Below are 23,135 nucleotides of genomic sequence, written 5' to 3'. Positions count from 1 at the left end.
AAAACGGGCGACGGCAACCCATACACGTTCCAAAAAACGGCCCTCTTATCCGAAACAATCGCCGTGCACGTTTTCAAAGATACCGAAATTATTCCGAAACGGCACAAAAAAGCCGCATTTTTACAAATGCGGCTTGCCAATCGTAAGTTCGAGACCTATTCTTTGATCCGTTCGTTGTACTCGCGGGTACGGGTATCCACGCGGATTTTGTCGCCGGTATTGATAAACAACGGCACCTTCACAGTAGCTCCCGTATCGACCGTAGCCGGCTTCAGCGAATTGGTCGAAGCGGTGTCGCCTTTCACGCCGGGTTCGGTGTAAGTCACTTCCATGTCCACTACCGGAGGAAGTTCGGCCGAAAGGACGGTTTCCTTTTCGGTATGGAACATCACCTCCACGACCTGTCCTTCGCGCATCAGGTCGGAATTATTGATCAGATTGCGGTCGATATGGATCTGCTCGAACGTTTCGGTATGCATGAAATTGCAGCCCAAATCGTCTTCGTAAAGGTACTGGTAGGGACGGCGTTCCACACGAACCGGTTCGATCTTCTCGCCGGCCGAGAACGTTTTGTCGAGCACGCGCCCGTTTTCGAGGTTTCTCAGTTTGGTGCGGACGAAGGCCGGGCCTTTGCCGGGTTTTACGTGCAGGAATTCGACGATCGAAAACGTTTTACCGTCCAGTTCGATGCACATTCCGTTTTTGATATCTGCTGTCGTTGCCATTGCATTGAATTGTTTTAGGTTGCAAAAGTAGTTTTTTTTTCCGAAAAATGAAAACCGAAGATCCATCGCCCACTACAACACTGAAAATCAATAAAATAATCCATTACGATTGAAAATCGTGAACCCGAAATTGAACGTCAGGAACCAGTTGTTTTTGTTGGTGACGTCGTATTTCGACAGGGTCAAGCTGACCGGGCCGAAAGCCGTCTGATAGACCAGCGACGAATTGAACATGTAGCGCACGCGCTTGTGGATATTCTCTTTCACCTTGTTGTTGTCGCCGGGCAGGAAGGCGTAGGCGCTGTTTTTCAGGTAGAACTTCGGGGCGAACTCGAACGTCGGCATAATGCCGAGTCCGATGAACGAATTGCTGCGGAACTCCTTGATATACACGAACCGGCTGTGCGGAGTCGGCGTGAAAGCCGGCGAAGAGATGTTGGTCGCGTACTCGTTTGTGAACGAAGGATGATTCGTCACGACCAACTGCGCCAGGTATCCGACCGAGAACCATTTGCACACCGGATAATAGTGCTCGCGGACGAACTGCGCCCCGAACCAGTGCCGCGAATCGCCGCTGCGCCTCGGAACCTGATCGGGCGACCGGGTTCCGGGAGCGTACATTTCGTTGCCGGTAACGAAAATGGCCGATATCGTCTGGCGGATACCCCGCGTCGGGTAGAGCAGGTAGTTCAGGCCGTTGCGGTCGAGTTCCAGCTTCAGGCCGAAGAACGGGAACTGCGTCCGGTCCATCACGTCGTCGTCCGTATAGTCGGTCGTCTGGAAATAACTGTAACGGTCGTAACCTCCGTTCATGCGCAGCGACAGCACCGAATAACGATCGACCGGTACGGTCAGCGCGGCCGTCGCATACGTGTCGATATACTTCGAGTAGGTCAGGTCGGTCTTTTTGGCGATCCCGCCGAAATTGCTTTTAAAATAGTTGTAATAGTTGAAGTTATACCCGTAATCGAGCGAAAACAGCGCCTTCATGAAAAAATCGGTACGTCCCCGCAGCGACAACGACGAGTAGAGCGGACTGAAATAACCGTCGAAATTGTAGGTCTGCGAACTGAGGCCGATCCGCCGGTATTCGAGTCCGACGTAGGCCTGGTTCATCGACGTCGACGACACGTTGCCGCCGAACATCACTTTGAAGCTCGGTTTGGTCTTCATCTCGATGTCGAGCTTGAAAAATTTCGAGGAATCGTCGTAGGTCACGTCCGGATAATTTCCTTCGATATCCCCGTCCGACAAAATCTTGAAATAACCGGAACGGAATTTTTCGAGGTCGAATGCTCGGTCCTTCTTCTTTTTAGCGTTTTTCGGCCCGTCCAGTTGCAGCAACTCCTTAACATACATCGTCTGGTTATCGTTCAGCCCGGAAATCTCGTACTTGTCGAAAAACAGGTTCGGCAACGAAGCCCGGTAAGCCTTCCGAGCCGCCGACAGCGAATCGGGGTCCACGCGGCGGGTAATGCGCTCCTTGATCAGCGGCATCGCGTCGATGGCGTCGCTGTAACCGCGGTTGATCACATACTCCACCTTGCCGAAATCGAGCGTCGACACATCCTCGAAAGCGTGTTCGATCAGAATGTCGCTGTCCGACGGCAATTTGTAGTCGGTATGCATCATCGTCAGCGCCAGGATCTGGTCCACCACGTTGTCCTCGCTGGGCTTGGTATTGCCGGCCGTGCACTTGCTTCCGATCAGCACCTCCGGACCGAAATCCTCTTTCAGCACCTGCCATGGGAAATTATTGTACATGCCGCCGTCGTAGAGCAGCGTCGAATCCTGTTTCAGCGGTTTGAAAACGAGCGGAATGGTCATCGAAGCCCGGATCGCCTTACCCAGGTCTCCGTTGCGGTACACCACCTCCTTCTGCGCGGCCGCATCGGTTGCCACGCAACGAAACGGGACGAAAAGCTTATCGAAATCGCCTCCGCACTGCGCGTTCGGCGCTGCGAAGAACTCCACGAACGACATGTCGATCTGGTCGGACGGGATCAAGTTGGTGGGCAACTGGGCCACCATCTTTTTGTTGCGGTTACGCAGATCGAGCCGCAACGACACCATCGCCGCATTGGGTTGTTTCTGCCGGAAATAATAGATATACTGCGGCTTGATCTTGCCGCTCATCCAGTATTTGATCTGATCCGATTTGAAAACTTCGGCCATTTCGTCGGGCGTGTACCCGATCGCGTAAAGCCCCGCGATAATCGATCCCATCGACGTGCCCGAAACGTAGTCGACCGGAATCCCGTTCTCTTCCAAAGCCTTCATTACTCCGATGTGGTACAATCCCTTAGCCCCGCCTCCGCTCATCACCACACCCACTTTTTGCGCTGACGCCGATATTGCGATCCATACCGACAAACCGGTAATTATGCTTTTTATGCGCGTCATTTACAAAATATTCTTAACTTTGTTCGTTAAATCTATCGGGTAAAAATAGCGATAAAAACATAAACCACCAACGATGATCGACAAAATAAACGATTTGCTGAAGCGGGTCGAAGCGTTCAAACCGCAGGCCGCCGCCGAGGTCGAAGAGTTCCGGGTGCGAATGCTCGGACGCAAAGGGGAAATGAACGACGTGTTCGAAGAGTTCAAGAAAGTGGCGCCGGAGTTGAAAAAAGAGCTCGGCCAGAAGATCAACGCGCTGAAAACACGCATCAACGACAAAATCGCGGAGATGAAATCCGCTCTGGAAAATACCGAAACCGACTCGGACGCGGCCATCGACATGACTCGTCCGGGATCGAACGACCCGATCGGCAGCCGGCATCCGATCTCGCTGGTAAGGAACGAAATCGTCGACATCTTCGCGCGGCTCGGCTATACGGTCGCCGAAGGGCCCGAAATCGAAGACGACTGGCACGTATTCTCGGCGCTGAATTTTCCGCCGGAGCATCCGGCCCGCGATATGCAGGACACGTTTTTCATCCGCAAAAACCCGGATATCCTGCTGCGGACGCACACCAGTTCGATCCAGGTGCGCACGATGGAGCGTCAGAAACCGCCGATCCGCGTGGTTTGCCCGGGGAGGGTATTCCGCAACGAGGCCATTTCGTACCGGGCGCACTGCATTTTTCACCAGGTCGAAGGACTTTATATCGACGAAAACGTATCGTTCGCCGACCTGAAACAGAGCATTCTGTATTTCGCCAAGGAGATGTTCGGCGAAAAGGCGCAGATCCGGATGCGCCCGTCGTACTTCCCGTTCACCGAGCCGTCGGCCGAAGTGGACGTGTCGTGCAACTTGTGCGGAGGCAAAGGATGCAACGTATGCAAACATACCGGCTGGCTCGAAATCATGGGCTGCGGGATGGTCGATCCGAACGTGCTCGAAGCGTCGGGCATCGACCCGCAACGGTATTCGGGCTTCGCATTCGGCATGGGAGTTGAACGGATCGCCATGTTGAAATACGGCGTCAAGGATCTGAGGCTCTACTTCGAAAACGACGCGCGTTTCTTGCGCCAGTTCGATTCTGTTTTCTAAAAAACCCGGAGGGGCTGTTTATGACGAAACTGACAAAATCTCTTTGCGTGGGTGCCGCCGCTGCGGCGCTGCTGTTTTGCGGCCCGTCCCGTCCGGCCTATGCTTCGAAACCGGAAGCGCGGACAGACCGGGGATATTCGCCGGAGCAGACGGCTTCTTATTATTACACCGAAGGGATCAAGAACAACATCATGAACGGCGATCCGCAACAGTCGGTAGACCTTTTCAAAAAGGTGCTGGAGATCGATTCGACGCATGCGCCGACCCTTTTCGAGTTGGCCACGCTCACGATGTCCGAGCCCGAAACCGCCCTCCGGTACAGTCTGCGGGCCAATGCCGCCGACACGGGCAACATCTGGTACCGAACCCAGCTCGGACGGCTGCTGATCGCCACGCAGCGCTACGACTCGGCGATGACGGTTTACAATTCGCTGCTGAAGGCCGCTCCGAACAATCCGGACAACTACCGGCTGATCGCCATGCTGTACGAACAGAAAGGCGATCCCGAGAAAGCGCTGATCATCCTCGATTCGGCCGAACGCCAACTCGGCGCCGTCGAAATGCTGGCGGGGTATAAGCGGCAACTGCTGCTGAACATGAAACAGTACGACCGGGCCTTGGTCGAGGCGAAAGCCATGGTGGAAAATTTCCCTTACGACGAAGACAACTACGTCGAACTGGCGGAACTCTACACCACGCTCGGACAGCTCGCGCAGGCGCAGGAAGCTTATCGGAAAGCGCAGGAGATCAATCCCAACAGTCTGCGCGTCATCGCGTCGCTGAATGATTTTTACAAGCGCACGAACGACAATGTCCGCTTCCTGTCGACGGCTGCGCAACTTTTCCGGTCGAAAGAATTTCCGCTCGAAACGAAACTGAAATTTTTCGAAGAACTCACCCAAACGCCGAATTATTACCGCGACTATTACGTCCAACTCGGAGAACTGGCTTCGTCGCTGGCGATCACTTATCCCGAAGACTACCGGACGGTCGAACTGTACGCCAAACACCTGATCGCCGGAGGATTTCTGGAAGACGCGCTCAGTCTGTACAAATCCTACCTGAACGATTCGACCGACCGCAAAGAGCCGTTCAACACCGTCATCGAGATCGAAGCATATCAGAAACGGCCCGATTCGGTGGCCAAATACACGGCAATGGCCTTACAGCGCTTCCCGTCCGACCCGGAGCTCTACCTGCGCAAGGGATCTATTTCGGCCTACATGCTGAACAACCCGAAAGAAGCCGAACCGGCCTACCGCGAAGCGCTCAAATACGCTAAAACCGACTCGCTGCGCAGTGTGATCTACGGCGTGCTGGGAGACAATTACCAAACGCTCGGCGACTACAAAAACTGCTTCAAATCGTATGAAAAAGGCATGAAGCTCGATACGACCAATGCGGTCATATACAACAACTACGCTTATTTCCTGAGCCTGCGCAACGAGCGGCTCGACAAGGCGCTCGCGATGACGGAAAAGGCGATCCGGCTGTCGCCGAACAACCCGACCTACCTGGATACCTACGCATGGGTGCTCTACCAGTTGGGCCGGTACGAAGAAGCACGGACGCCGATGCGGCAGGCCGTATCGCTCGATCGTACCGGCAACAAGGAACTGTTCCTGCACTACGGCGACATCCTCTATAAACTGAAAGACAACTTCATGGCTTCGATTTACTGGAAAAAGGCGCTGGAAAGCGGTTACGATCCGGAGCAGATCGAACAACGGCTTAAACAAATCGAATAACGATGACCCGGACAAGACTGTTGCTGACCCTTTTGTTTGCCCTTGCGACGCTGAGCGTGCCGGCCCAGCAGTTGGAATCGTTGCGCGAAGAGATCCGGCAAGCCGAAGAGGAGATCAAAATGACCAACCAATTGCTGTCGAAAACGCAGAAAAACCAGCAAACGACCGACCGGCAGCTAAACCTGATCCGCAATAAGATCCGCAACCGGAAGAACATCATCTCGAACCTCGAAAAACAGTCGGGATTGATCGAAAACAACATCGGTGCGAAAAACACGACGATCCGGTCGCTGGAACAGGATCTGAACCGGCTGCGGCAGGAATACGCCGCGATGGTTTACGATTCCTATAAGAATTACAAGCTGAACAACTTCATGCTCTTTCTGTTCGCATCGCGGGATTTCAACGACGCTACGCTGCGGATCGCCTATATGCACCGCTACAACCGGATGCGGGAACAGAAAGCCGCCGAAATCGATTCGGTATCGGCCTCGGTCGGACGCGAAATATCCAGCCTGCAAAGTCAGAAGGAGGAACTCGACAAAGTGCGCCGTAGCCGCAACGAAGAGCTGACCTCGCTGGACAAGGACGAAACGCAGTACCGCACCTCGTCGCAGAAACTGCAGCAGGAAGCGGGCAAACTGAACTCGATCATCAAGGCGAACAGGAAGCGGATCGAACAGATGCAGAAACAGATACGGCAGATCATCGCCGAAGAATCGCGCAAAAACAAAGCGAAACCGCAAACGTCCGAACAACGGGAATTCGACGTCAAGCTCTCCGGACAATTCGAACAGAATACCGGCAAGTTGCCCTACCCGGTGCGGGGAGTCATCGTAAATAACTACGGACTCCACTCGCACACTGCGATCAAAGGCGTCGTCGAAAAGAACCAGGGCGTCGACATCGCAGCCGAACCGGGAGCCGAAGTGCGCGCCGTGTTCGAGGGAGAAGTCAGCCAGGTGCTGCTGAACCAATGGACGAACAAGGTCGTCCTGCTGCGTCACGGAAACTACCTGACCCTTTACAGCAACCTCGCTTCGGTCAACGTCAAGGTGGGCGACCGGGTCACGCTGAACCAGCCGATCGGGCGGATCGCTTCGTCCGAAGACAGTAACGATTGCACGCTGCATTTCGAAGTGTGGAAACTCGACGCGCAGAACAATCCCGTCAACCTGAATCCGGAAAAATGGCTGAGACGGTAACCCGAAAACGAATTAAACTACGATACGAACAATGCCGGTAAATTACTGCACCGAAGCGTGCGACTTCATATTCAGGGGCAAAAGAAAAACCTCCGCATGGATCAGGCGAACGGCCCGGACGGAGGGGTGGGACACGGGAGCCGTATCGGTCGTCTTCTGTTCGGACGAACGGCTGCTGGAAGTAAATAACAAATACCTGAACCACAACTACTTTACGGATATTATTACGTTCGATTACAGCGATCCGGAGAAGAAAAAGATCGCCGGAGACCTGATGATCGGAATCGGTACCGTGCGCGATAACGCGGCCGCTTTCGGAACGACGTTCGAAAACGAACTGCAGCGCGTGATCATTCACGGTATTCTGCATTTGTGCGGCTACGGCGACAAAACGCCCGAAGAAGCCGCACGGATGAAAAGTCTGGAAAACAAATACCTGGACCTGTTTTACAACGAAATCCCCGGGTCCGCGCCGCGTCGGGCAGACAAGAAGCGGAAAGGGGAGCCGGAAAAACAAAAAAAATGAAATTCGAATACGATATCATCGTCGTCGGAGGAGGACATGCCGGATGCGAAGCGGCGGCGGCGGCGGCCAATATGGGCTGCCGGACGCTGTTAATCACAATGGACATGGGCAAATTCGCCCAGATGTCGTGCAATCCGGCCGTCGGGGGCGTGGCCAAAGGACAGATCGTCCGGGAGATCGATGCGATGGGCGGTTATACGGGCATCGTCACCGACCGTACGACGCTGCAATTCCGTATGCTGAACCGTTCGAAAGGGCCGGCGATGTGGAGTCCGCGCGCGCAGTGCGACAAGGCGCGCTTCTCGCTGCTGTGGCGCGAAATGCTCGAAAACACGCAAAATCTCTACCTGTGGCAAGACGCCGTAACCGCCCTTCAGATCGAACAAAATACGGTCGCCGGGGTCACGACTCGGATGGGAGTGCAATTCCGCTCGAAAGCCGTTATTTTGACCGCAGGAACCTTCCTCGAAGGGTTGATGCACATCGGCCGGACGCATGTTCCGGGCGGTCGCGCCGGCGATCCCGCTTCGCACGGGCTGAGCGCCCAACTGGCCGGACTCGGTTTCGAAGTCGGACGCATGAAAACCGGCACTCCGGCCCGGCTCGACGCCCGTTCGATCGACTTCAGCCGACTCGAAGAGCAACAAGGAGACGAAACACCCGGTAAATTTTCATATTCTACTGATACAGAGTGTATTAAAAAACAAATTCCTTGTTATCTCGTTTACACATCGAAAGAAGTGCACGATATTTTGAGGAGCGGATTCGCCGATTCGCCGTTGTTCAACGGCACTATCAAGGGGATCGGACCACGCTACTGTCCGAGTATCGAAGATAAGTTGCGGACTTTCGCCGGCAAGGATTCCCATCAACTTTTTCTCGAACCCGAAGGAGCCGACACACACGAATACTACCTGAACGGTTTTTCGTCGTCGTTGCCATGGAATATTCAGGTGGCGGCGCTGCAAAAAATCAAAGGATTCGAAAACGTACAACTTTACCGGCCCGGTTATGCGATCGAATACGACTATTTTCCGCCGACCCAGCTCTACCATTCGCTGGAGACGAAACTGATCGGCGGATTGTTTTTTGCCGGTCAGGTGAACGGAACGACAGGATACGAAGAAGCCGCTGCCCAGGGACTGATGGCCGGAATCAACGCCGTACTGAAACTGCGGGACGACGAACCGCTCGTACTGCGACGCGACGAATCGTACATCGGGGTATTGATCGACGACCTGGTCACCAAAGGCGTCGACGAACCTTATCGGATGTTCACCAGCCGCGCCGAATACCGGATTTTGCTCCGGCAGGACAATGCGGATATCCGGCTTACGCCGATTTCGTATAAAATAGGGCTTGCGAATGAAAAAAGGTATCGAAAAACGATGCAAAAAAAATCGTCCGTAGAATCGCTTATTTCATTCGTTCGTCAACTGAGTGTCACTCCGGCCGATTTGGAGGAGTATTTAAAATCGATCGAATCGACGCCGCTGACCCAGGGACGAAAACTTTACGATATCATTTTACGCAATAAAATCACGTTGAACGGACTGGCGGAATACCTGCCCGAACTGGCCGATTTCATTTTTGAAAACGGGTGTTCGCAGGAAGTGATCGAAGAAGCCGAAATCCAGATCAAATATCACGGATACATCGAGCGCGAAAGGCACATCGCCGACAAAATGACGCGACTCGAAAATATCCGGATCCGACCGGATTTCAATTACAGCGAACTGACTTCGCTTTCGATCGAATCCCGACAGAAACTGACGAGAATCCGCCCGTCTACCATCGGACAGGCTTCGCGGATACCGGGAGTCAGCCCGGCCGACATCAACGTACTGTTGGTTTATTTCGGACGTTAATTGTTCCACGTGGAACAAATCTTTATTTAAAACATCCATCGTGGAGAATGTTCCACGTGGAACAAATTTAAAAGAAATGAAAAACATTTTCGACCTATCAAAAAACGGAGCTAAAAAGATTTATATAGACGGGACGCTACATCCGATCAAAGTCGGTATGCGGGAAATATCGCTGCAAAACGGGAAAAAAGTCTGCGTTTACGATACGACCGGCGCCTATACCGACGACAATTATCAAATCGACATCCGGAAGGGAATGCCAAAGGTCAGGGAACCGTGGATCAAGGAGAGGGAGAAAGAGGGAGAATTCCATACCCAGTTGTGGTATGCCCGACACGGGATCATCACGCCCGAAATGGAATACGTCGCCATCCGGGAGAATCAGAACAACGAACGGGAAGACCGCATCACACCCGAAATGGTACGGGAAGAGATTGCCGAAGGACGCGCCGTACTGCCGTCCAATTACCGGCATCCGGAAGCGGAACCGATGATTATCGGCAGTAAATTCCTGGTCAAAATCAACGCCAACATCGGTAATTCGGCGCTGGGCTCGTCGATCGAGGAAGAGGTCGAAAAAGCCATGTGGGCCGTCAAATGGGGAGCCGACACCGTGATGGATCTGTCGACGGGCAAGGAGATCCACCAAACCCGCGAAGCTATCCTGCGCAACGTTCCCGTACCGATCGGCACCGTACCGATGTACCAGGCGTTGGAAAAAGTAGGCGGCGAAATTGCCGATCTGACCTGGGAAGTGTATTACGATACGCTGGTCGAACAGTGCGAACAAGGGGTGGATTATTTCACTATCCATGCCGGTATCTTACAGCGCCACCTGCCCGCCGCACTGAAACGCGTGACCGGAATCGTTTCGCGCGGCGGGTCGATTCTTGCAAAATGGATGAGCATCAACAAACAGGAAAACTTTTTGTATACCCATTTCGAAGACATTTGCAAACTGCTTAAAAAATACGACATCGCTTTCTCGCTCGGCGATGGATTGCGTCCGGGAAGCATTGCCGATGCAAACGACGCAGCCCAGTTCGGAGAGCTGGAAGTACTCGGAGAACTGGCTAAAATCGCATGGAAACACGACGTACAGGTCATTATCGAAGGGCCGGGACACGTTCCGATGCAAAAAATCCGTGAAAATATGGACAAGCAAATCAAATACTGCCACGGAGCCCCGTTCTACACGTTGGGACCGCTGGTCAGCGACATCGGAGCCGGATACGACCACATTACCTCCGCGATCGGCGCGGCGATGATCGGATGGATGGGAACCGCCATGCTGTGCTACGTAACCACCAAGGAGCACCTGGCCCTGCCGAACAAGGACGATGTCCGCGAAGGCGTCGTAACTTACAAACTGGCCGCCCATGCGGCGGACATCGCGAAAGGACATCCCGGAGCGGCCGAACGCGACCTGCAAATGAGCCATGCCCGGTATGAAATGCGCTGGAACGACCAGTTCAACCTGTCGCTCGACCCGGAACGGGCCCGCCGGATGCACTTCGAAATGATTCGCGAAGGATCCGACCACTGCTCGATGTGCGGGCCGCACTTCTGCGCCATGAAAATTACGAAGTCTATTTTATAAAACATTAATAATCAATTATATAAAAAAGAGAGACAATCTGTCTCTCTTTTTTTACGCCTTCGGAATCCGCAGTATGTTCCGCTTTCGATCCGAAATAACGTTATTTATAAAAATTTCTACCGGTTGTCCGCGCAAAAAAGCGATCGGTCAATTTTCGTCTATTACGAACCGAATCTGGGCTACCGTCCTGAAAGGCACTCCGTTACGTTTAGCCGGATTCCATCCGCGCACCGCAATATCGTAAATCTTATCGATAAACACCTGCGAATACTGCTTCAACGCCCCGCCCAGCTCCACGATCCGGTGCACGATCCCGTCTTCGTCGATATCGACTTCGAGTAAAAACACGTCCGGCCTGTCCGGATCGAGCAGGCTGCGGTCGTCAATCAGCTTTTCGATCTGCGGCCGCCAAAGCTCCGGTAATTTCAGCAGCGATACGCCATTAAAAGAGGGCGCCTCGTACTTGGCCTCGGTTTGCTCGATATAATTAAATCCCATGCCTTTAAACAGCCTTCTATTGCGGTCGTACTGCAGACGCACGACCGGCGCATCCGGCGATACGGCAAAACTGTATTCCCGCTGGCCGATCCGCAGCTTCACCAGCGAACAGCCGTCTCCTTTCGGCTCTTCGGTCACCGAAGCGTCGGCCACCTTGAAATCACAGGCCATCTGTTTGGCGAATTCCCGATCCGAATAGCGGTAAATCGACGTATAACCGGGCGTAGTAATGATGATGCGGCAACTATCCGCCTGTGCGAAGCAAACGGCGGAAATCCCCGCAAAAACCAGTAATAAAAGCAACTTTTTCAACTTACACAAGTCTTCAATTATTATGGAAACGGAAAACGGAGACCGTCTCTTATTTGGCAGCCATTTTAGCCCAACTGTCTTTCAACGTAACGGTACGGTTGAATACTTTCCCAGCCGCCGTGGAATCTCTGTCCACGCAGAAATAACCCAACCGTTCGAACTGGAAAGTATCTCCTTCCGCAGCTTCGTTCAGCGAAGGTTCGAGATATCCGGTTACGGTCTTCAGCGAATCGGGATTCAGGTAATCCTCGAACGTCTTCCCCTCCTCGATGTCGTTCATATCCTCTTTGACGAACAAGCGGTCGAACAGTCGCACTTCGGCCGGAACCGCATGCCGCGCCGAAACCCAGTGGATCACCCCCTTCACCTTACGCCCGTCGGAAGAGCGTCCCCCCTTGGACATCGGATCGTACGTACAACGCAGTTCGACCACCTTGCCGTCGGCATCCTTGATCACTTCGTCGCACCGGATCAAATAGGCGTACCTGAGCCGCACTTCGCCGCCCGGAGAGAGACGGTAATATTTCTTGGGAGGATTTTCCATAAAATCGTCGCGCTCAATATAGATCTCCCGCCCGAACGGAACTTCCCGTTTCCCGGCCGTTTCGTCCTCCGGATTATTGATACAATCGACCGTTTCGGTTTTCTCTTCCGGATAATTGGTAATCACCACGCGGATCGGGTCCAACACGGCCATGCGCCGCCGAGCCCGTTTATTCAAGTCTTCCCGGACGCAGAATTCGAGCAGTCCGAGGTCGATCACGTTATCCCGCTTAGCCACGCCCACCTTATCGGCGAACATTCGCACGCTCTCCGGCGTATAACCCCGACGCCGCAACGCGCAGATCGTCGGCATACGCGGATCGTCCCAACCCATCACGGTGCCCTGCCGCACCAACTGCAACAGTTTCCGCTTGCTCATCATCGTATAGGTCAGGTTCAAACGCGCAAACTCGTACTGATGGCTCGGATAGATATCCAACTTCTCGATAAACCAGTCATACAGCGGCCGGTGCACGTCGAATTCGAGCGTACAGATCGAATGCGTAACCTTCTCGATCGAATCGCTCTGCCCGTGCGCATAATCGTACATCGGATAGATGCACCATTTGTTGCCGGTGCGATGATGCTCGGCATGCAGGATCCGGTACATGATCGGATCGCGCAGCAGCATATTCGGATGAGCCATATCGATTTTCGCACGCAGCACCTTTTCGCCGTCTCCGAACTCGCCGTTTTTCATCCGTTCGAACAGGTCGAGGTTCTCTTCCGCCGACCGGTTGCGCCACGGGCTCTCCTTGCCCGGCACGGTCACCGTACCCCGGCTCTGACGAATCTCCTCCTGCGACTGATCGTCCACATAAGCCAGCCCTTTACGGATCAATTCAACGGCCCAAGCGTACAACTGGTCGAAATAATCGGACGCATAGTGCACGCCGGCCCACTCGAAACCGAGCCAACGAACGTCCTGCTGGATCGAATCGACGTACTCGACATCCTCCTTAACCGGGTTCGTATCGTCGAAACGCAAGTTACACTTTCCTCCGTATTTGCGGGCTAAACCGAAATTCAGGCAGATGCTCTTCGCATGCCCGATATGCAGATAACCGTTCGGTTCGGGCGGAAACCGGGTCTGCACCCGTTTCTCGCCCCCGGCGATGCTTTCCTCTACAATTTCTTCCAGAAAATTCAAGGATTTTCCTTCAACCGATGCTGATTCTTCGTGCAAATCGCTCATAAAATACCAATTTTGCACAAAATTAATTCTATTTTGATAATATCTGCAAATTTTACAGACATTATAATATCCGGGACGGCCGTCACCGGACGATCGTCATCTCGTCGATCAACCGGGTGTCGCCCGCAAACCGGTCGATAATAAACAACACGTAACGGATATCCACGCAGATGGTCCGCTGCAGCCGGGGTTCGAAAACGGTATCCCCGCTCATCGCCTCCCAGTTCCCGTCGAACGCCAGCCCGATCAACTCTCCTTTACGGTTCATCACCGGACTGCCCGAATTTCCGCCGGTAATATCGTTCGTCGTGATGAAATTTACGGGCAGCACTCCCTTTTCGGCATAAGGCCCGTAATCGCGCTCGCGGTAAAGTTCTTTCAGTTTGTCAGGCACGGCAAATTCGTAAGCGTTCTGCGGATCCTCCTTGGCGATCACTCCGTCCAGCGTCGTAAAGTAATCGTAATAAACGGCATCCTGCGGTTCGTACGGCAATACCTGACCGTACGAAAGCCGCATCGTAAAGTTCGCATCCGGGTAGTACTTCTTGTCCGGATTCATCGCCATCAGGCCCGCCACGTACAGCCGATGCCCCCGGTAAAATACCGAATCGAACGCCCGAATCGAATCCACCAGCGCGTTATAGGTTTTCACCACCTCCCGCCGCATTTTATACGCCGGATCGTTCAGAAACGCATTCGCATCCGGACGCCGTAGGAATTCCTCGGCCTTTTCGGGCGATGCGAACAGCGAATTGTCGTAGACATAATCGATATAAGCGTCCGCATCACCGCCGAAATTTTCACGGATCACCGCAAAACACGAAGGCAGTTCCTCCGCGGAAAGACTGTCGAGCAACAGCCCGAACATCCGTTTGGCGATTTTCCGGTCGGTGGGAGGGTTGTAATCTTTATAAAAAGCCTGCAATTTGCCGGCGATTTCACCGATTCTCGACGTATCGACCTGCTTTTCGGCGTTGATAAGCGGTATCGCCGCACCGACCGCGCCGATGATCTCGGTACCCCGTATCAGCGCTTCCGAAAAGTACTGCAACCTATCCCGCAGCGGCGCCGACCCCTCGACCGCTTTGCGGATCAGCGGAAGCGCCTCCCCGTATTTCGCCCGCCGTTCCGGATCGGCATTCGCCCATTCGGTGAATTTTTCTTCTTCGGCGAGTTTCCGCTCCCGAACGCGCTGCCGCTTCAACCCGCGGTTTTCCCCGATCGAATTTTTCCAGTAATTCGACGAAGAGCTATATTTCGAAGCGTACTGGATACGCACCCGGTCGCTCGCGAGCATGTCCTCCATCATCAACTTCTGCCGCTCCCCGCGGATAAAAATCCGGTTCGGATTGGCCACGTCCAGCGTATAGTCGATTTCGTAAGAAGTCTTGTACCGCTCGGTCGATCCCGGAAAACCAATAATCATCGTAAAGTCGCCCGGCTTATACCCCTTTACCGATACCGGCAAATGTACGGGAGGCCGATAGGGAACATTCTCTTCCGAATAATCGGCCGGAGCGCCGTCCGGAGAAGCATAAATCCGGAAAATCGAAAAATCGCCGGTATGCCGCGGCCACATCCAGTTGTCGGTATCGCCGCCGAACTTACCGATCGACGAAGGCGGAGCCCCCACCAGGCGAACGTCCGTATAAACTTCTTTCACGAACAGCAAGTATTGGTTCCCGCCGAAAAAATCCTTGATTTCCACCTCCTGTCCCGGCCGGTCGAGTTTCGTCTGGCTCTTGACCATCGCAATGGCCTGTACCACCTTCACGGTGCGGTCCTGCTCCGACAGCGAATCGTCCAGTTGCGACAGGATGCGATCCGAAACATCTTCGATCCGGCGGATGAACGTCACGGTCAGCCCCGGCGTAGGGATCTCCTCCCGGTCGGACATCGCCCAGAAACCGTTTTTCAGGTAGTCGCGCTCGACGGTGCTGTGCTGCTGAATCGCACCGAAACCGCAGTGGTGATTGGTCAGCACCAATCCCCGGTCGGAAACCACCTCTCCGGTACACCCGCCGCCGAAAATCACGACGGCATCCTTGATCGCATACCGGTTGACATCGTAAATATCCTCCGCGGACAATCGGAACCCGCGGGCCTTCATATCTTTTATATTCAACTTCTGTAAGTAGGGAAGCAGCCACATCCCCTCGTCGGCCCGGACTCCTGACACGCCCGCCCACAAAGCCAGGCACAGCACGATAAACCGTTTCATATCTTCTTCGCGTTCGTTTTTTTCGTTATTCGAATTATCTGCTTCGGCCGATCTGCAACATGCGGCGGATCGAACCTTCCGCACGCCGGCGCACCTCCTCGTCGATAACCACCTCGGGAGCCTCCCGCTCCAACGCGCTGCATATCTTCTCCAGAGTCACCATTTTCATGAAAGCGCAGTTGTTGCACCCGCAGGTGGAATCGACCGGAGGCGCCGGAATAAACCGTTTCTGCGGATTCTCACGCTGCATCTGGTACAGGATTCCCGCTTCGGTCACTACGATGAACGTATCGGCCGAATCCGTCGAAGCGTACTTCAGCAGAGCCGCCGTACTCCCGATGTAATCGGCCGTCAGCAACACCGCCCGTTTGCATTCGGGATGCGCCAGCACCTTCGCTTCGGGATACTCCTTTTTCAGTTCCAAGATCTTTTCGACCGAAAATTCTTCGTGGACGCCGCATGCGCCGTCCCATACGACCATATTCTGCCGGCCGGTCAGTTGTTTGATGTAATTTCCCAAATTCCGATCGGGAGCGAATACGATCTTCGCGTCGGCAGGCAGGCTTTCGATCACCTGCACCGCATTGCCCGACGTGCAGCAGATATCGGTCAGCGCTTTGACCCCGACCGACGTATTGACGTACGAAACGACCGTATATCCGTTATAATCCCTCAAAAAACGCTCGAAATCCGGCGCGCTGCAGGAATCCGCCAGCGAACATCCCGCCTCGGGTTCCGGCAACAGCACTTTTTTGTCCGGCGAAAGGATTTTCGCCGTCTCCGCCATGAAATGCACGCCGGCGAAGAGGATGATCTCCGCATCGGTTTCGGCCGCCCGGGCCGACAGCGCCAGGCTATCGCCGGTGAAGTCGGCCACCTGTTGCACTTCGGGAATCGTATAGTAATGCGCCAGAATCACGGCGCGCTTCTCTTTTTTCAGACGAAGGATCTTATTGATCAGTTGACGCTCGTTTTCCACAGTTCTTTTCTTTTTAATTTTTTAAGATTAATAAATAAGGAAATAAAGAGTAATAATAATACCTGTTCATTCTGTTGGTAAATTTTCCGCACTTTTTTTATGCCGTGTTACGAATACTTTTTGAACAATGAGTAAACGAATCCTGTCGATTCATCTTTTTGATTTAAAGTTATTCATGTTTTGTTGTAAACATATATTGAAAACCTTTTCGGGGTTAATCGACAAAATAAGTTTCCGGTATTTTTCCGTTTTTTTCTGTTCATTTCATTGTCCGTAAGATTCTGTAAAATCCGGTATTTTTTCCTTGCGTTTGTACGGTTTTTTGATATACCGATCCGGAAGTCGAAAATGCAAGCCGTTTTTTCCGAAATCGGATATTTTTAACGAACAGTTTCATGCGGGTCGGTTTAACAGATTATTAACATTTTTGAAATGCATTCATAGTATTGGAAAACAAACGAATGCAAATAAAAAGCCGAAAAATTATCATCAATGGCCGGATTAGGGCAGTTCGCGTACGATATTATTTGCCAGCAAGTCGTAGTATTCGCTCGCAGCGTCGGTCTTTGCAGAGACCGGACGGCCCGCGTCGCCGGATTCCCGAACGCTCTGGATCAATGGAATCTGCGCCAGCAGCGGCAGTTTTTGCCGTTCCGCCAACATTTTTACACCCTCTTTTCCGAACAGGTAATAACGGTTTTCGGGCAGTTCGGCCGGAGTGAACCAGGCCATGTTTTCGACGAGTCCCAGGACGGGGATGTCGATTTTGTCGTTTCGGAACATCGCGATGCCGCGGACGACGTCCGCCAGCGCCACTTTCTGCGGCGTGCTGACGACAATGGCTCCCGTAATCGACATTTCGGAGATGATCGACAAGTGTACGTCGCCGGTTCCGGGAGGCAGGTCGATCAGCAGGAAATCGAGCGGTCCCCACAGCGTTTGGCGGATCATTTGCCGCAACGCGTTGGTCGCCATCGGGCCGCGCCACATCAGCGCGTCGGCCGGGTCGATGAAAAATCCGATCGACATGATCCGGATTCCGAACCGTTCGGCCGGAAGAATCCAATCCTTGCCGTCTTTTTTTTCCCCTTCCGGCCGGTAGTCTTCGACGCCGAACAGCATCGGCTGGGAAGGCCCGTAAATATCGGCGTCCAGAATGCCTACTTTATATCCCAAACGAGACAGGGCGACCGCCAGGTTCGCCGTAACGGTGCTTTTGCCCACTCCGCCTTTTGCGGAACTGACGGCAAGGATGCGACGGACGCCGTCCTCGCCGCCGAACGGTTTCTGTTCCTTTTTTTCGGCGGCTTTTTTCGGCGCGGCTTCCTTGATGAAGATGCTGACTTTCCCGGAATAATCCGGGAACCGCGCGGCGATCAGTTCTTCGCAGCGCTTCTTGATCGATAGCGCAAACGGATCGCGGCTGCGCGGGAAAAGCAGCGTGAGCTGGATTTTATCGTCGGTCACCACCGGATTTTCGACCATGCCCAGCGTGACGATGTCGTTATGCAGTTCGGGATGCGCGACCTCGTGCAGCAGTCCGAACAGTTCTTCCTGAGTCATTCGATTGTTTTTTTGTGTTCGATACAAATTTACGGTATCCTGCGGATAAATCAATCATTTCGGACAGCCGCTTTCGTTTTAAACGGGAAAAAGGCCGTTACAGGGATATTTTGCACCTAAATAATTATATCTTTTCCCGGAATGAAGACCACCGGATGGCAATGCGATTCGGTTCGGAGCGAAATTTTTTCGGTCCGAATCTTCTCGAACCGACCGAAAACCGGCCGGGACTGCGTTATGGAACGATATGTGTGTGTAAATGAAGAATAAATTCGTAATTTTACGCGCAGTAAACGGTTCGGATGAACCGCAAAGCGAAAAACAGGAGATAGAATGAAAAATTTTTGGAGTACGTTTCTGGCCTGCCTGCTTGCACTGGTGGTGGCCAATGTGGTGATCGGCGTCTTTTTAGTGATGGTGCTGGCCGGTATCGGGACGCTTTTTTCGGAAACGGTTCCCGACGTGCAGCAGAAAACGGTGCTGCGGCTCGATTTTGCCGAGCCGATCAGCGACGATCCGTCGCGCAACCCGTTGTCGGAGATGGGATTCAACGACCTGATATCGATGCGGGTCGCCCGCAATTACGCTTTGATCGACGTGTTGAAAGCTATCGAGACGGCTGCGACCGACGACCGGATCAGCGGGATTTACCTGAATGTCAGCCCAAATATGGGAATGGGAATGGCTACGCTGGAGGAGATCCGCGATGCGTTGTTGCAGTTCAAAGAATCCGGGAAATTCATCGTTAGCTATGCGGATTACTATACGCAAGGTTCCTATTATATGGCTACGGCCGCCGATAAAGTATATCTGAACCCGCAAGGCAATGTGACCTGGCTCGGTCTCGCTTCCGGAGTCGTATTTTATAAAGGACTTCTGGATAAGTTGGGCGTGCAGGTCGAAGCGATCCGCCACGGCTCGTTCAAATCGGCCGTCGAACCGTTTATCCTGGATAAAATGAGTCCCGAGAACCGTTTGCAGATGGATGCGCTGCTGGGTTCGATCTGGGGGCATGTCGTGAAAAGAGTCTCCGACGCCCGCGGCATCGATTCGGCTCAGTTGCAGCGATACGCTTCCGACCTGGCTCTGCGGAGCGCCCGCAATACGGTCGATCTGAAAATGGTCGATTCGCTGGTTTACGCGTCCGACGTCGAGCGGATGCTTTGCGAGATGACCGACCGGGACGAAGAGCCGGAATTCGTATCGCTGGGAACCTATATCGACCAGCCGAAGACGGCGGTTCAGAAGCTATCCCGGAATAAGATCGCCGTCGTGTATGCCGAAGGGCAGATCGTGGACGGAAAGAGCCGGGAAGGGCTGATCGGCGGCAGTTCGCTGGCGGCGAGGCTGGCCCGGGTACGAACGGACGACCAGGTGAAAGCGGTTGTGCTGAGGGTCAACAGTCCGGGAGGAAGCGCGCTGGCGTCGGAAGTGATCTGGCATGAAGTGGAACAGATCCGTCAGCTCAAGCCGGTCATCGTGTCGATGGGAAACATGGCCGCTTCGGGCGGGTACTACATTTCGTGTCCGGCGGATGTCATTCTGGCTTCTCCGGTGACGCTGACCGGTTCGATCGGCGTATTCGGCTTGATGCTGAACGGCGAAAAGGGACTTCAAGATAAACTCGGCATTACGGTGGATGTGGCCAAGACCAATCCGTCGGCCGATATGGATATGGCGGTCTTCGGGGCGGTCGGGGTACGCCCGATGAACCAGGCCGAACGCGATTTCATGCAGAATAGCGTCGAGCAGGTTTACAGCGCGTTCGTCGGTCACGTGGCCGAAGGACGCAACATGACCGCAGGGCAAGTAGACAGCGTCGGCGGCGGCCGGGTGTGGTCGGGTGAAAGCGCTCTGCGGATCGGCCTGATCGACGGCTTCGGCGGGTTGAGGGATGCGGTGGCCCTGGCGGCCGACCGGGCCGGCGTGGCGGACGATTTCCGGATCGTCTCCCCGGAGGAGTCTCCCGACCGGCTGACGCAGTTGTTGAAGTTGTTTTCGGCGGAGACCCGCGCGGAATTGTTCCGGGGCGAAATGGGGGAAGCTTATCGCGATTACGAAACATTGCGTAATATGTTATACCAGAACAGTATTCAGGCGTTGTCGCCCTACCGGGTAGCGATGCCGTAACCGGTAAAGCCGGTAAAAAAGGTTGTCCCCCGGAAATTTTCCGGGGGATAATTGTTTGTTAAAAACTTTGATATCCAATCTTTTTAATTTATTTTTGAAAATTGGATAAGTATGAGTTATGAAATTACCTCCGCTGATCTCCGTCCCGCTGTCGTGGCTGTACGGAATGGTCGTCCATATCAGGCATAAACTGTTCGATCTGAAGATTCTTCGGAGCGAGGAGTTCGATATTCCCGTAGTCTGTATCGGGAACCTGACGGTCGGCGGAACGGGAAAAACGCCGGTGGCCGAGCTGTTGATCGAACGGTTTTCGGAACATTACCGGGTCGGGGTGCTGTCGCGGGGATATCGCCGCAAGACGAAAGGATTCGTACTGTCTACGCCCACGTCGTCCGCACGGACGATCGGCGACGAGCCCCGCCAGATGAAACTGAAATATCCGTCGGTACCGGTGGCCGTTTGCGAAAAGCGGGCCGAAGGGATCCGGTTGCTGCGGAAGGCGCATCCCGAGATCGAGCTGATTATTCTCGACGACGCGTTCCAGCACCGTTACGTCGAACCCTGGGTCAATATCCTGCTGATGGACTACAACAACCCGGTTTACCGCGACCGGCTGCTGCCGTGGGGACGTCTCAGGGATACGCGCAATCAGATCCACCGGGCCAATTTCGTGCTGGTGACCAAGTGTCCCGACGATCTGAATCCGCTGGATATGCGCATCGTGATCAACTCGCTCGGACTGTTCCCGTACCAATCGCTCTATTTTACCAGGATGCGGCAGGGGGAGATTACTCCGTTGTTCGCCGACCGGGCCGTCGGAAAGGTCCGCGAGGGGGATCCGGTGATCGCGATGTCGGGCATCGCCAATCCCGTTCCGTTGCTGGAAAACCTGCGGAAACGCTTCGACGTGGTGGCCGAATTGACTTTCGACGATCACCACACTTACCGGCTCAGCGATATGAGGCGGCTGGAAGCGTTGTTCGCAGCGTATCCGGATGCGGTCGTGCTGACGACCGAGAAAGATGCCGTGAAGCTGACGAACCGTAAAAAAGTTCCGGAAGCCGTGCAGCAGCGGCTCTATTACGTACCGATTCATGTTTCATTCGTGGCGGATTCCGAGTCGGAATTCCTGCGTCAATTGGAGTTATATGTCAGAACGAATCAAAAATACAGCCTCCTTCATCCGGAATAGGGTGAATTTCGAGCCGGAAGTCGGGATCATTCTCGGAACCGGGCTCGGCGGGCTGGTGGAGAGCATCGACATCCGTGCGACGCTCGACTATGCGGAGATACCTGATTTTCCGGTTTCGACGGTCGAAGGACATGCCGGCCGGTTTATTTTCGGTATGCTCGGCGGCCGGCGGGTCGTCGCGATGCAGGGGCGTTTCCATTATTACGAAGGGTACACGCCGCAGCAGGTGGTTTTTCCGGTGCGGGTGATGAAATTCCTGGGCGTCGGCCGCCTGTTCGTGTCGAACGCGAGCGGCGGGGTAAACCCGTCGTTCCGCACCGGCGACCTGATGGTGATTACCGACCACATCAACCTGATTCCGAATCCGCTGATAGGACCCAACGATCCGGAGCTCGGCCCGCGTTTTCCGGACATGAGCGAACCTTACGACGCCGGCCTGATCGCATTGGCCGCCGAGGTGGCTTGCCGGGAAGGAATCCAGTTGCAGTACGGGTGTTACATCGGGGTGACTGGTCCGACTTTTGAAACCCGCAAAGAATACCGTTTCTACCGTACGGCGGGAGCCGATACCGTAGGCATGTCCACGACGCCGGAAGTGATCGCCGCGAATCATGCGGGTTTGCCGGTATTCGCCGTGTCGATCATTACAAACATGGGGCTCGACGGGATGAAGTCGACGCACGAAGAGGTGCAGCGCGAAGGGGCGAAGGCCGAAGCGAAGATGACGCGGCTGTTCGTCGGTATGCTCGAAGCGCTTTAGTACGGCGGTTCCGGGTAAGACGTATCGTATTGTAATATAATTTAATCGGGATAAATCATGGTCAATAAAGTAATTCTTATCGGAAACGTGGGGATGGACCCTGAAGTAAGGGCTCTGGAAGGGGGCGCTAAGGTCGCGCGGTTGCGGATCGCAACGACCGAGCGGATCTATAATCGACAGACGCAGACCGCGACCGAGCATACCGAGTGGCATACCGTGACACTGTGGCGCGGGTTGGCCGACGTGGCCGACCGTTATGTCCGCAAAGGGAGCCAGGTCTATATCGAAGGAAGTCTGCGTACGCGCGAGTGGACGGACAAAGACAACAACAAACGTTACACGACGGAGATCGTCGCCAACGATATGAAGCTGCTCGGTCGTCGCGCCGAAGGCGCGGGCGCGCCGATGGACGGTAGCACTTACGGCGCCGCTCCGCGTCCTGCCGCCGCTGCGCCTGCGGAAGCGCCGTCGGGAGCCGCTCAGCCGTTCAGCGGCGGAGGCGCTGCGGAAACGTCGGCCGACGAGGTGGACGACCTGCCCTTTTGATTTTTCATAGCACGATCAGAACGCG

General features: G+C 54.1%; 17 protein-coding genes. 10 read left to right on the top strand and 7 right to left on the bottom strand.

From position 1 onward, the window contains the following. Positions 1 to 155: 155 nt before the first annotated feature. Together efp and PGR91_RS02325 are read right to left on the bottom strand one after the other, a co-directional pair. Positions 156 to 725: an elongation factor P gene (gene efp, locus PGR91_RS02330; protein ID WP_055202873.1), complete on the bottom strand. Its 570-nt coding sequence runs from the start codon at positions 723 to 725 to the stop codon at positions 156 to 158. 87 nt (positions 726 to 812) lie between these two features. Beyond that, positions 813 to 3,128, bottom strand: a complete 2,316-nt coding sequence (locus tag PGR91_RS02325; RefSeq protein ID WP_055202871.1) for a patatin-like phospholipase family protein — start codon at positions 3,126 to 3,128, stop codon at positions 813 to 815. Positions 3,129 to 3,201: 73 nt separating this feature from the next. Between PGR91_RS02325 and pheS the strand changes: the two genes are divergently transcribed. The 6 genes from pheS to thiC all read left to right on the top strand — a co-directional run bounded on the left by pheS (position 3,202) and on the right by thiC (position 11,171). Continuing rightward, positions 3,202 to 4,224, top strand: coding sequence for a phenylalanine--tRNA ligase subunit alpha (gene pheS, locus PGR91_RS02320; protein WP_055202869.1), 1,023 nt, complete (start codon positions 3,202 to 3,204; stop codon positions 4,222 to 4,224). A gap of 20 nt (positions 4,225 to 4,244) precedes the next feature. Then, positions 4,245 to 5,972: a tetratricopeptide repeat protein gene (locus PGR91_RS02315; RefSeq protein ID WP_118458132.1), complete on the top strand. Its 1,728-nt coding sequence runs from the start codon at positions 4,245 to 4,247 to the stop codon at positions 5,970 to 5,972. A gap of 2 nt (positions 5,973 to 5,974) precedes the next feature. Then, entirely contained in the window at positions 5,975 to 7,177 is a 1,203-nt protein-coding gene (locus PGR91_RS02310) for a murein hydrolase activator EnvC family protein (protein WP_055202864.1), read from the top strand. 31 nt (positions 7,178 to 7,208) lie between these two features. Beyond that, on the top strand, positions 7,209 to 7,703 hold the full coding sequence (ybeY, locus tag PGR91_RS02305) for an rRNA maturation RNase YbeY (RefSeq protein WP_118655545.1): 495 nt from the start codon (positions 7,209 to 7,211) through the stop codon (positions 7,701 to 7,703). Further along, positions 7,700 to 9,571 carry a tRNA uridine-5-carboxymethylaminomethyl(34) synthesis enzyme MnmG gene (mnmG, locus tag PGR91_RS02300; protein WP_118655543.1) on the top strand — a complete coding sequence of 624 codons (1,872 nt, stop codon included), beginning with the start codon at positions 7,700 to 7,702 and terminating at the stop codon, positions 9,569 to 9,571. Before ybeY ends, mnmG begins: the two co-directional genes overlap by 4 nt. A 76-nt stretch (positions 9,572 to 9,647) precedes the next feature. Continuing rightward, on the top strand, positions 9,648 to 11,171 hold the full coding sequence (gene thiC, locus PGR91_RS02295; protein WP_101571984.1) for a phosphomethylpyrimidine synthase ThiC: 1,524 nt from the start codon (positions 9,648 to 9,650) through the stop codon (positions 11,169 to 11,171). A gap of 147 nt (positions 11,172 to 11,318) precedes the next feature. Here thiC and PGR91_RS02290 read toward each other — a convergent pair whose 3' ends face one another. From PGR91_RS02290 to PGR91_RS02270, 5 genes are all read right to left on the bottom strand, one after another. Then, positions 11,319 to 11,990, bottom strand: a complete 672-nt coding sequence (locus tag PGR91_RS02290) for a hypothetical protein (protein ID WP_153497744.1) — start codon at positions 11,988 to 11,990, stop codon at positions 11,319 to 11,321. A 40-nt stretch (positions 11,991 to 12,030) separates the two neighbouring features. Further along, on the bottom strand, positions 12,031 to 13,719 hold the full coding sequence (locus tag PGR91_RS02285) for a glutamine--tRNA ligase/YqeY domain fusion protein (protein WP_101571980.1): 1,689 nt from the start codon (positions 13,717 to 13,719) through the stop codon (positions 12,031 to 12,033). Between the two features lie 82 nt (positions 13,720 to 13,801). Continuing rightward, on the bottom strand, positions 13,802 to 15,940 hold the full coding sequence (locus PGR91_RS02280; RefSeq protein ID WP_118458139.1) for a S46 family peptidase: 2,139 nt from the start codon (positions 15,938 to 15,940) through the stop codon (positions 13,802 to 13,804). A gap of 34 nt (positions 15,941 to 15,974) precedes the next feature. Beyond that, positions 15,975 to 16,919: a quinolinate synthase NadA gene (gene nadA, locus PGR91_RS02275; RefSeq protein ID WP_259336698.1), complete on the bottom strand. Its 945-nt coding sequence runs from the start codon at positions 16,917 to 16,919 to the stop codon at positions 15,975 to 15,977. A gap of 501 nt (positions 16,920 to 17,420) precedes the next feature. Further along, complete coding sequence (locus tag PGR91_RS02270; RefSeq protein ID WP_055202850.1) at positions 17,421 to 18,482, bottom strand: Mrp/NBP35 family ATP-binding protein; 1,062 nt, start codon at positions 18,480 to 18,482, stop codon at positions 17,421 to 17,423. A gap of 333 nt (positions 18,483 to 18,815) precedes the next feature. Between PGR91_RS02270 and sppA the strand changes: the two genes are divergently transcribed. From sppA to PGR91_RS02250, 4 genes are all read left to right on the top strand, one after another. Continuing rightward, positions 18,816 to 20,612, top strand: a complete 1,797-nt coding sequence (gene sppA, locus PGR91_RS02265; RefSeq protein ID WP_101571974.1) for a signal peptide peptidase SppA — start codon at positions 18,816 to 18,818, stop codon at positions 20,610 to 20,612. Between the two features lie 118 nt (positions 20,613 to 20,730). Next, positions 20,731 to 21,804, top strand: a complete 1,074-nt coding sequence (gene lpxK / locus PGR91_RS02260) for a tetraacyldisaccharide 4'-kinase (protein ID WP_101571973.1) — start codon at positions 20,731 to 20,733, stop codon at positions 21,802 to 21,804. Then, a complete protein-coding gene (locus tag PGR91_RS02255) occupies positions 21,761 to 22,564 on the top strand; it encodes a purine-nucleoside phosphorylase (RefSeq protein ID WP_055202844.1) in 804 nt (267 codons plus the stop codon). The genes lpxK and PGR91_RS02255 overlap by 44 nt, the downstream gene beginning before the upstream one ends. Positions 22,565 to 22,621: 57 nt before the next feature. Beyond that, positions 22,622 to 23,110 carry a single-stranded DNA-binding protein gene (locus PGR91_RS02250; protein ID WP_101571970.1) on the top strand — a complete coding sequence of 163 codons (489 nt, stop codon included), beginning with the start codon at positions 22,622 to 22,624 and terminating at the stop codon, positions 23,108 to 23,110. Positions 23,111 to 23,135: the final 25 nt, after the last annotated feature.

This window comes from Candidatus Alistipes pullistercoris (assembly GCF_027665465.1).
GTDB classification, from domain to species: Bacteria; Bacteroidota; Bacteroidia; order Bacteroidales; family Rikenellaceae; genus Alistipes_A; species Alistipes_A hominis.
Note: the sequence above shows the minus strand (reverse complement) of the source record. Positions and strands in the feature narration are given on the sequence as shown.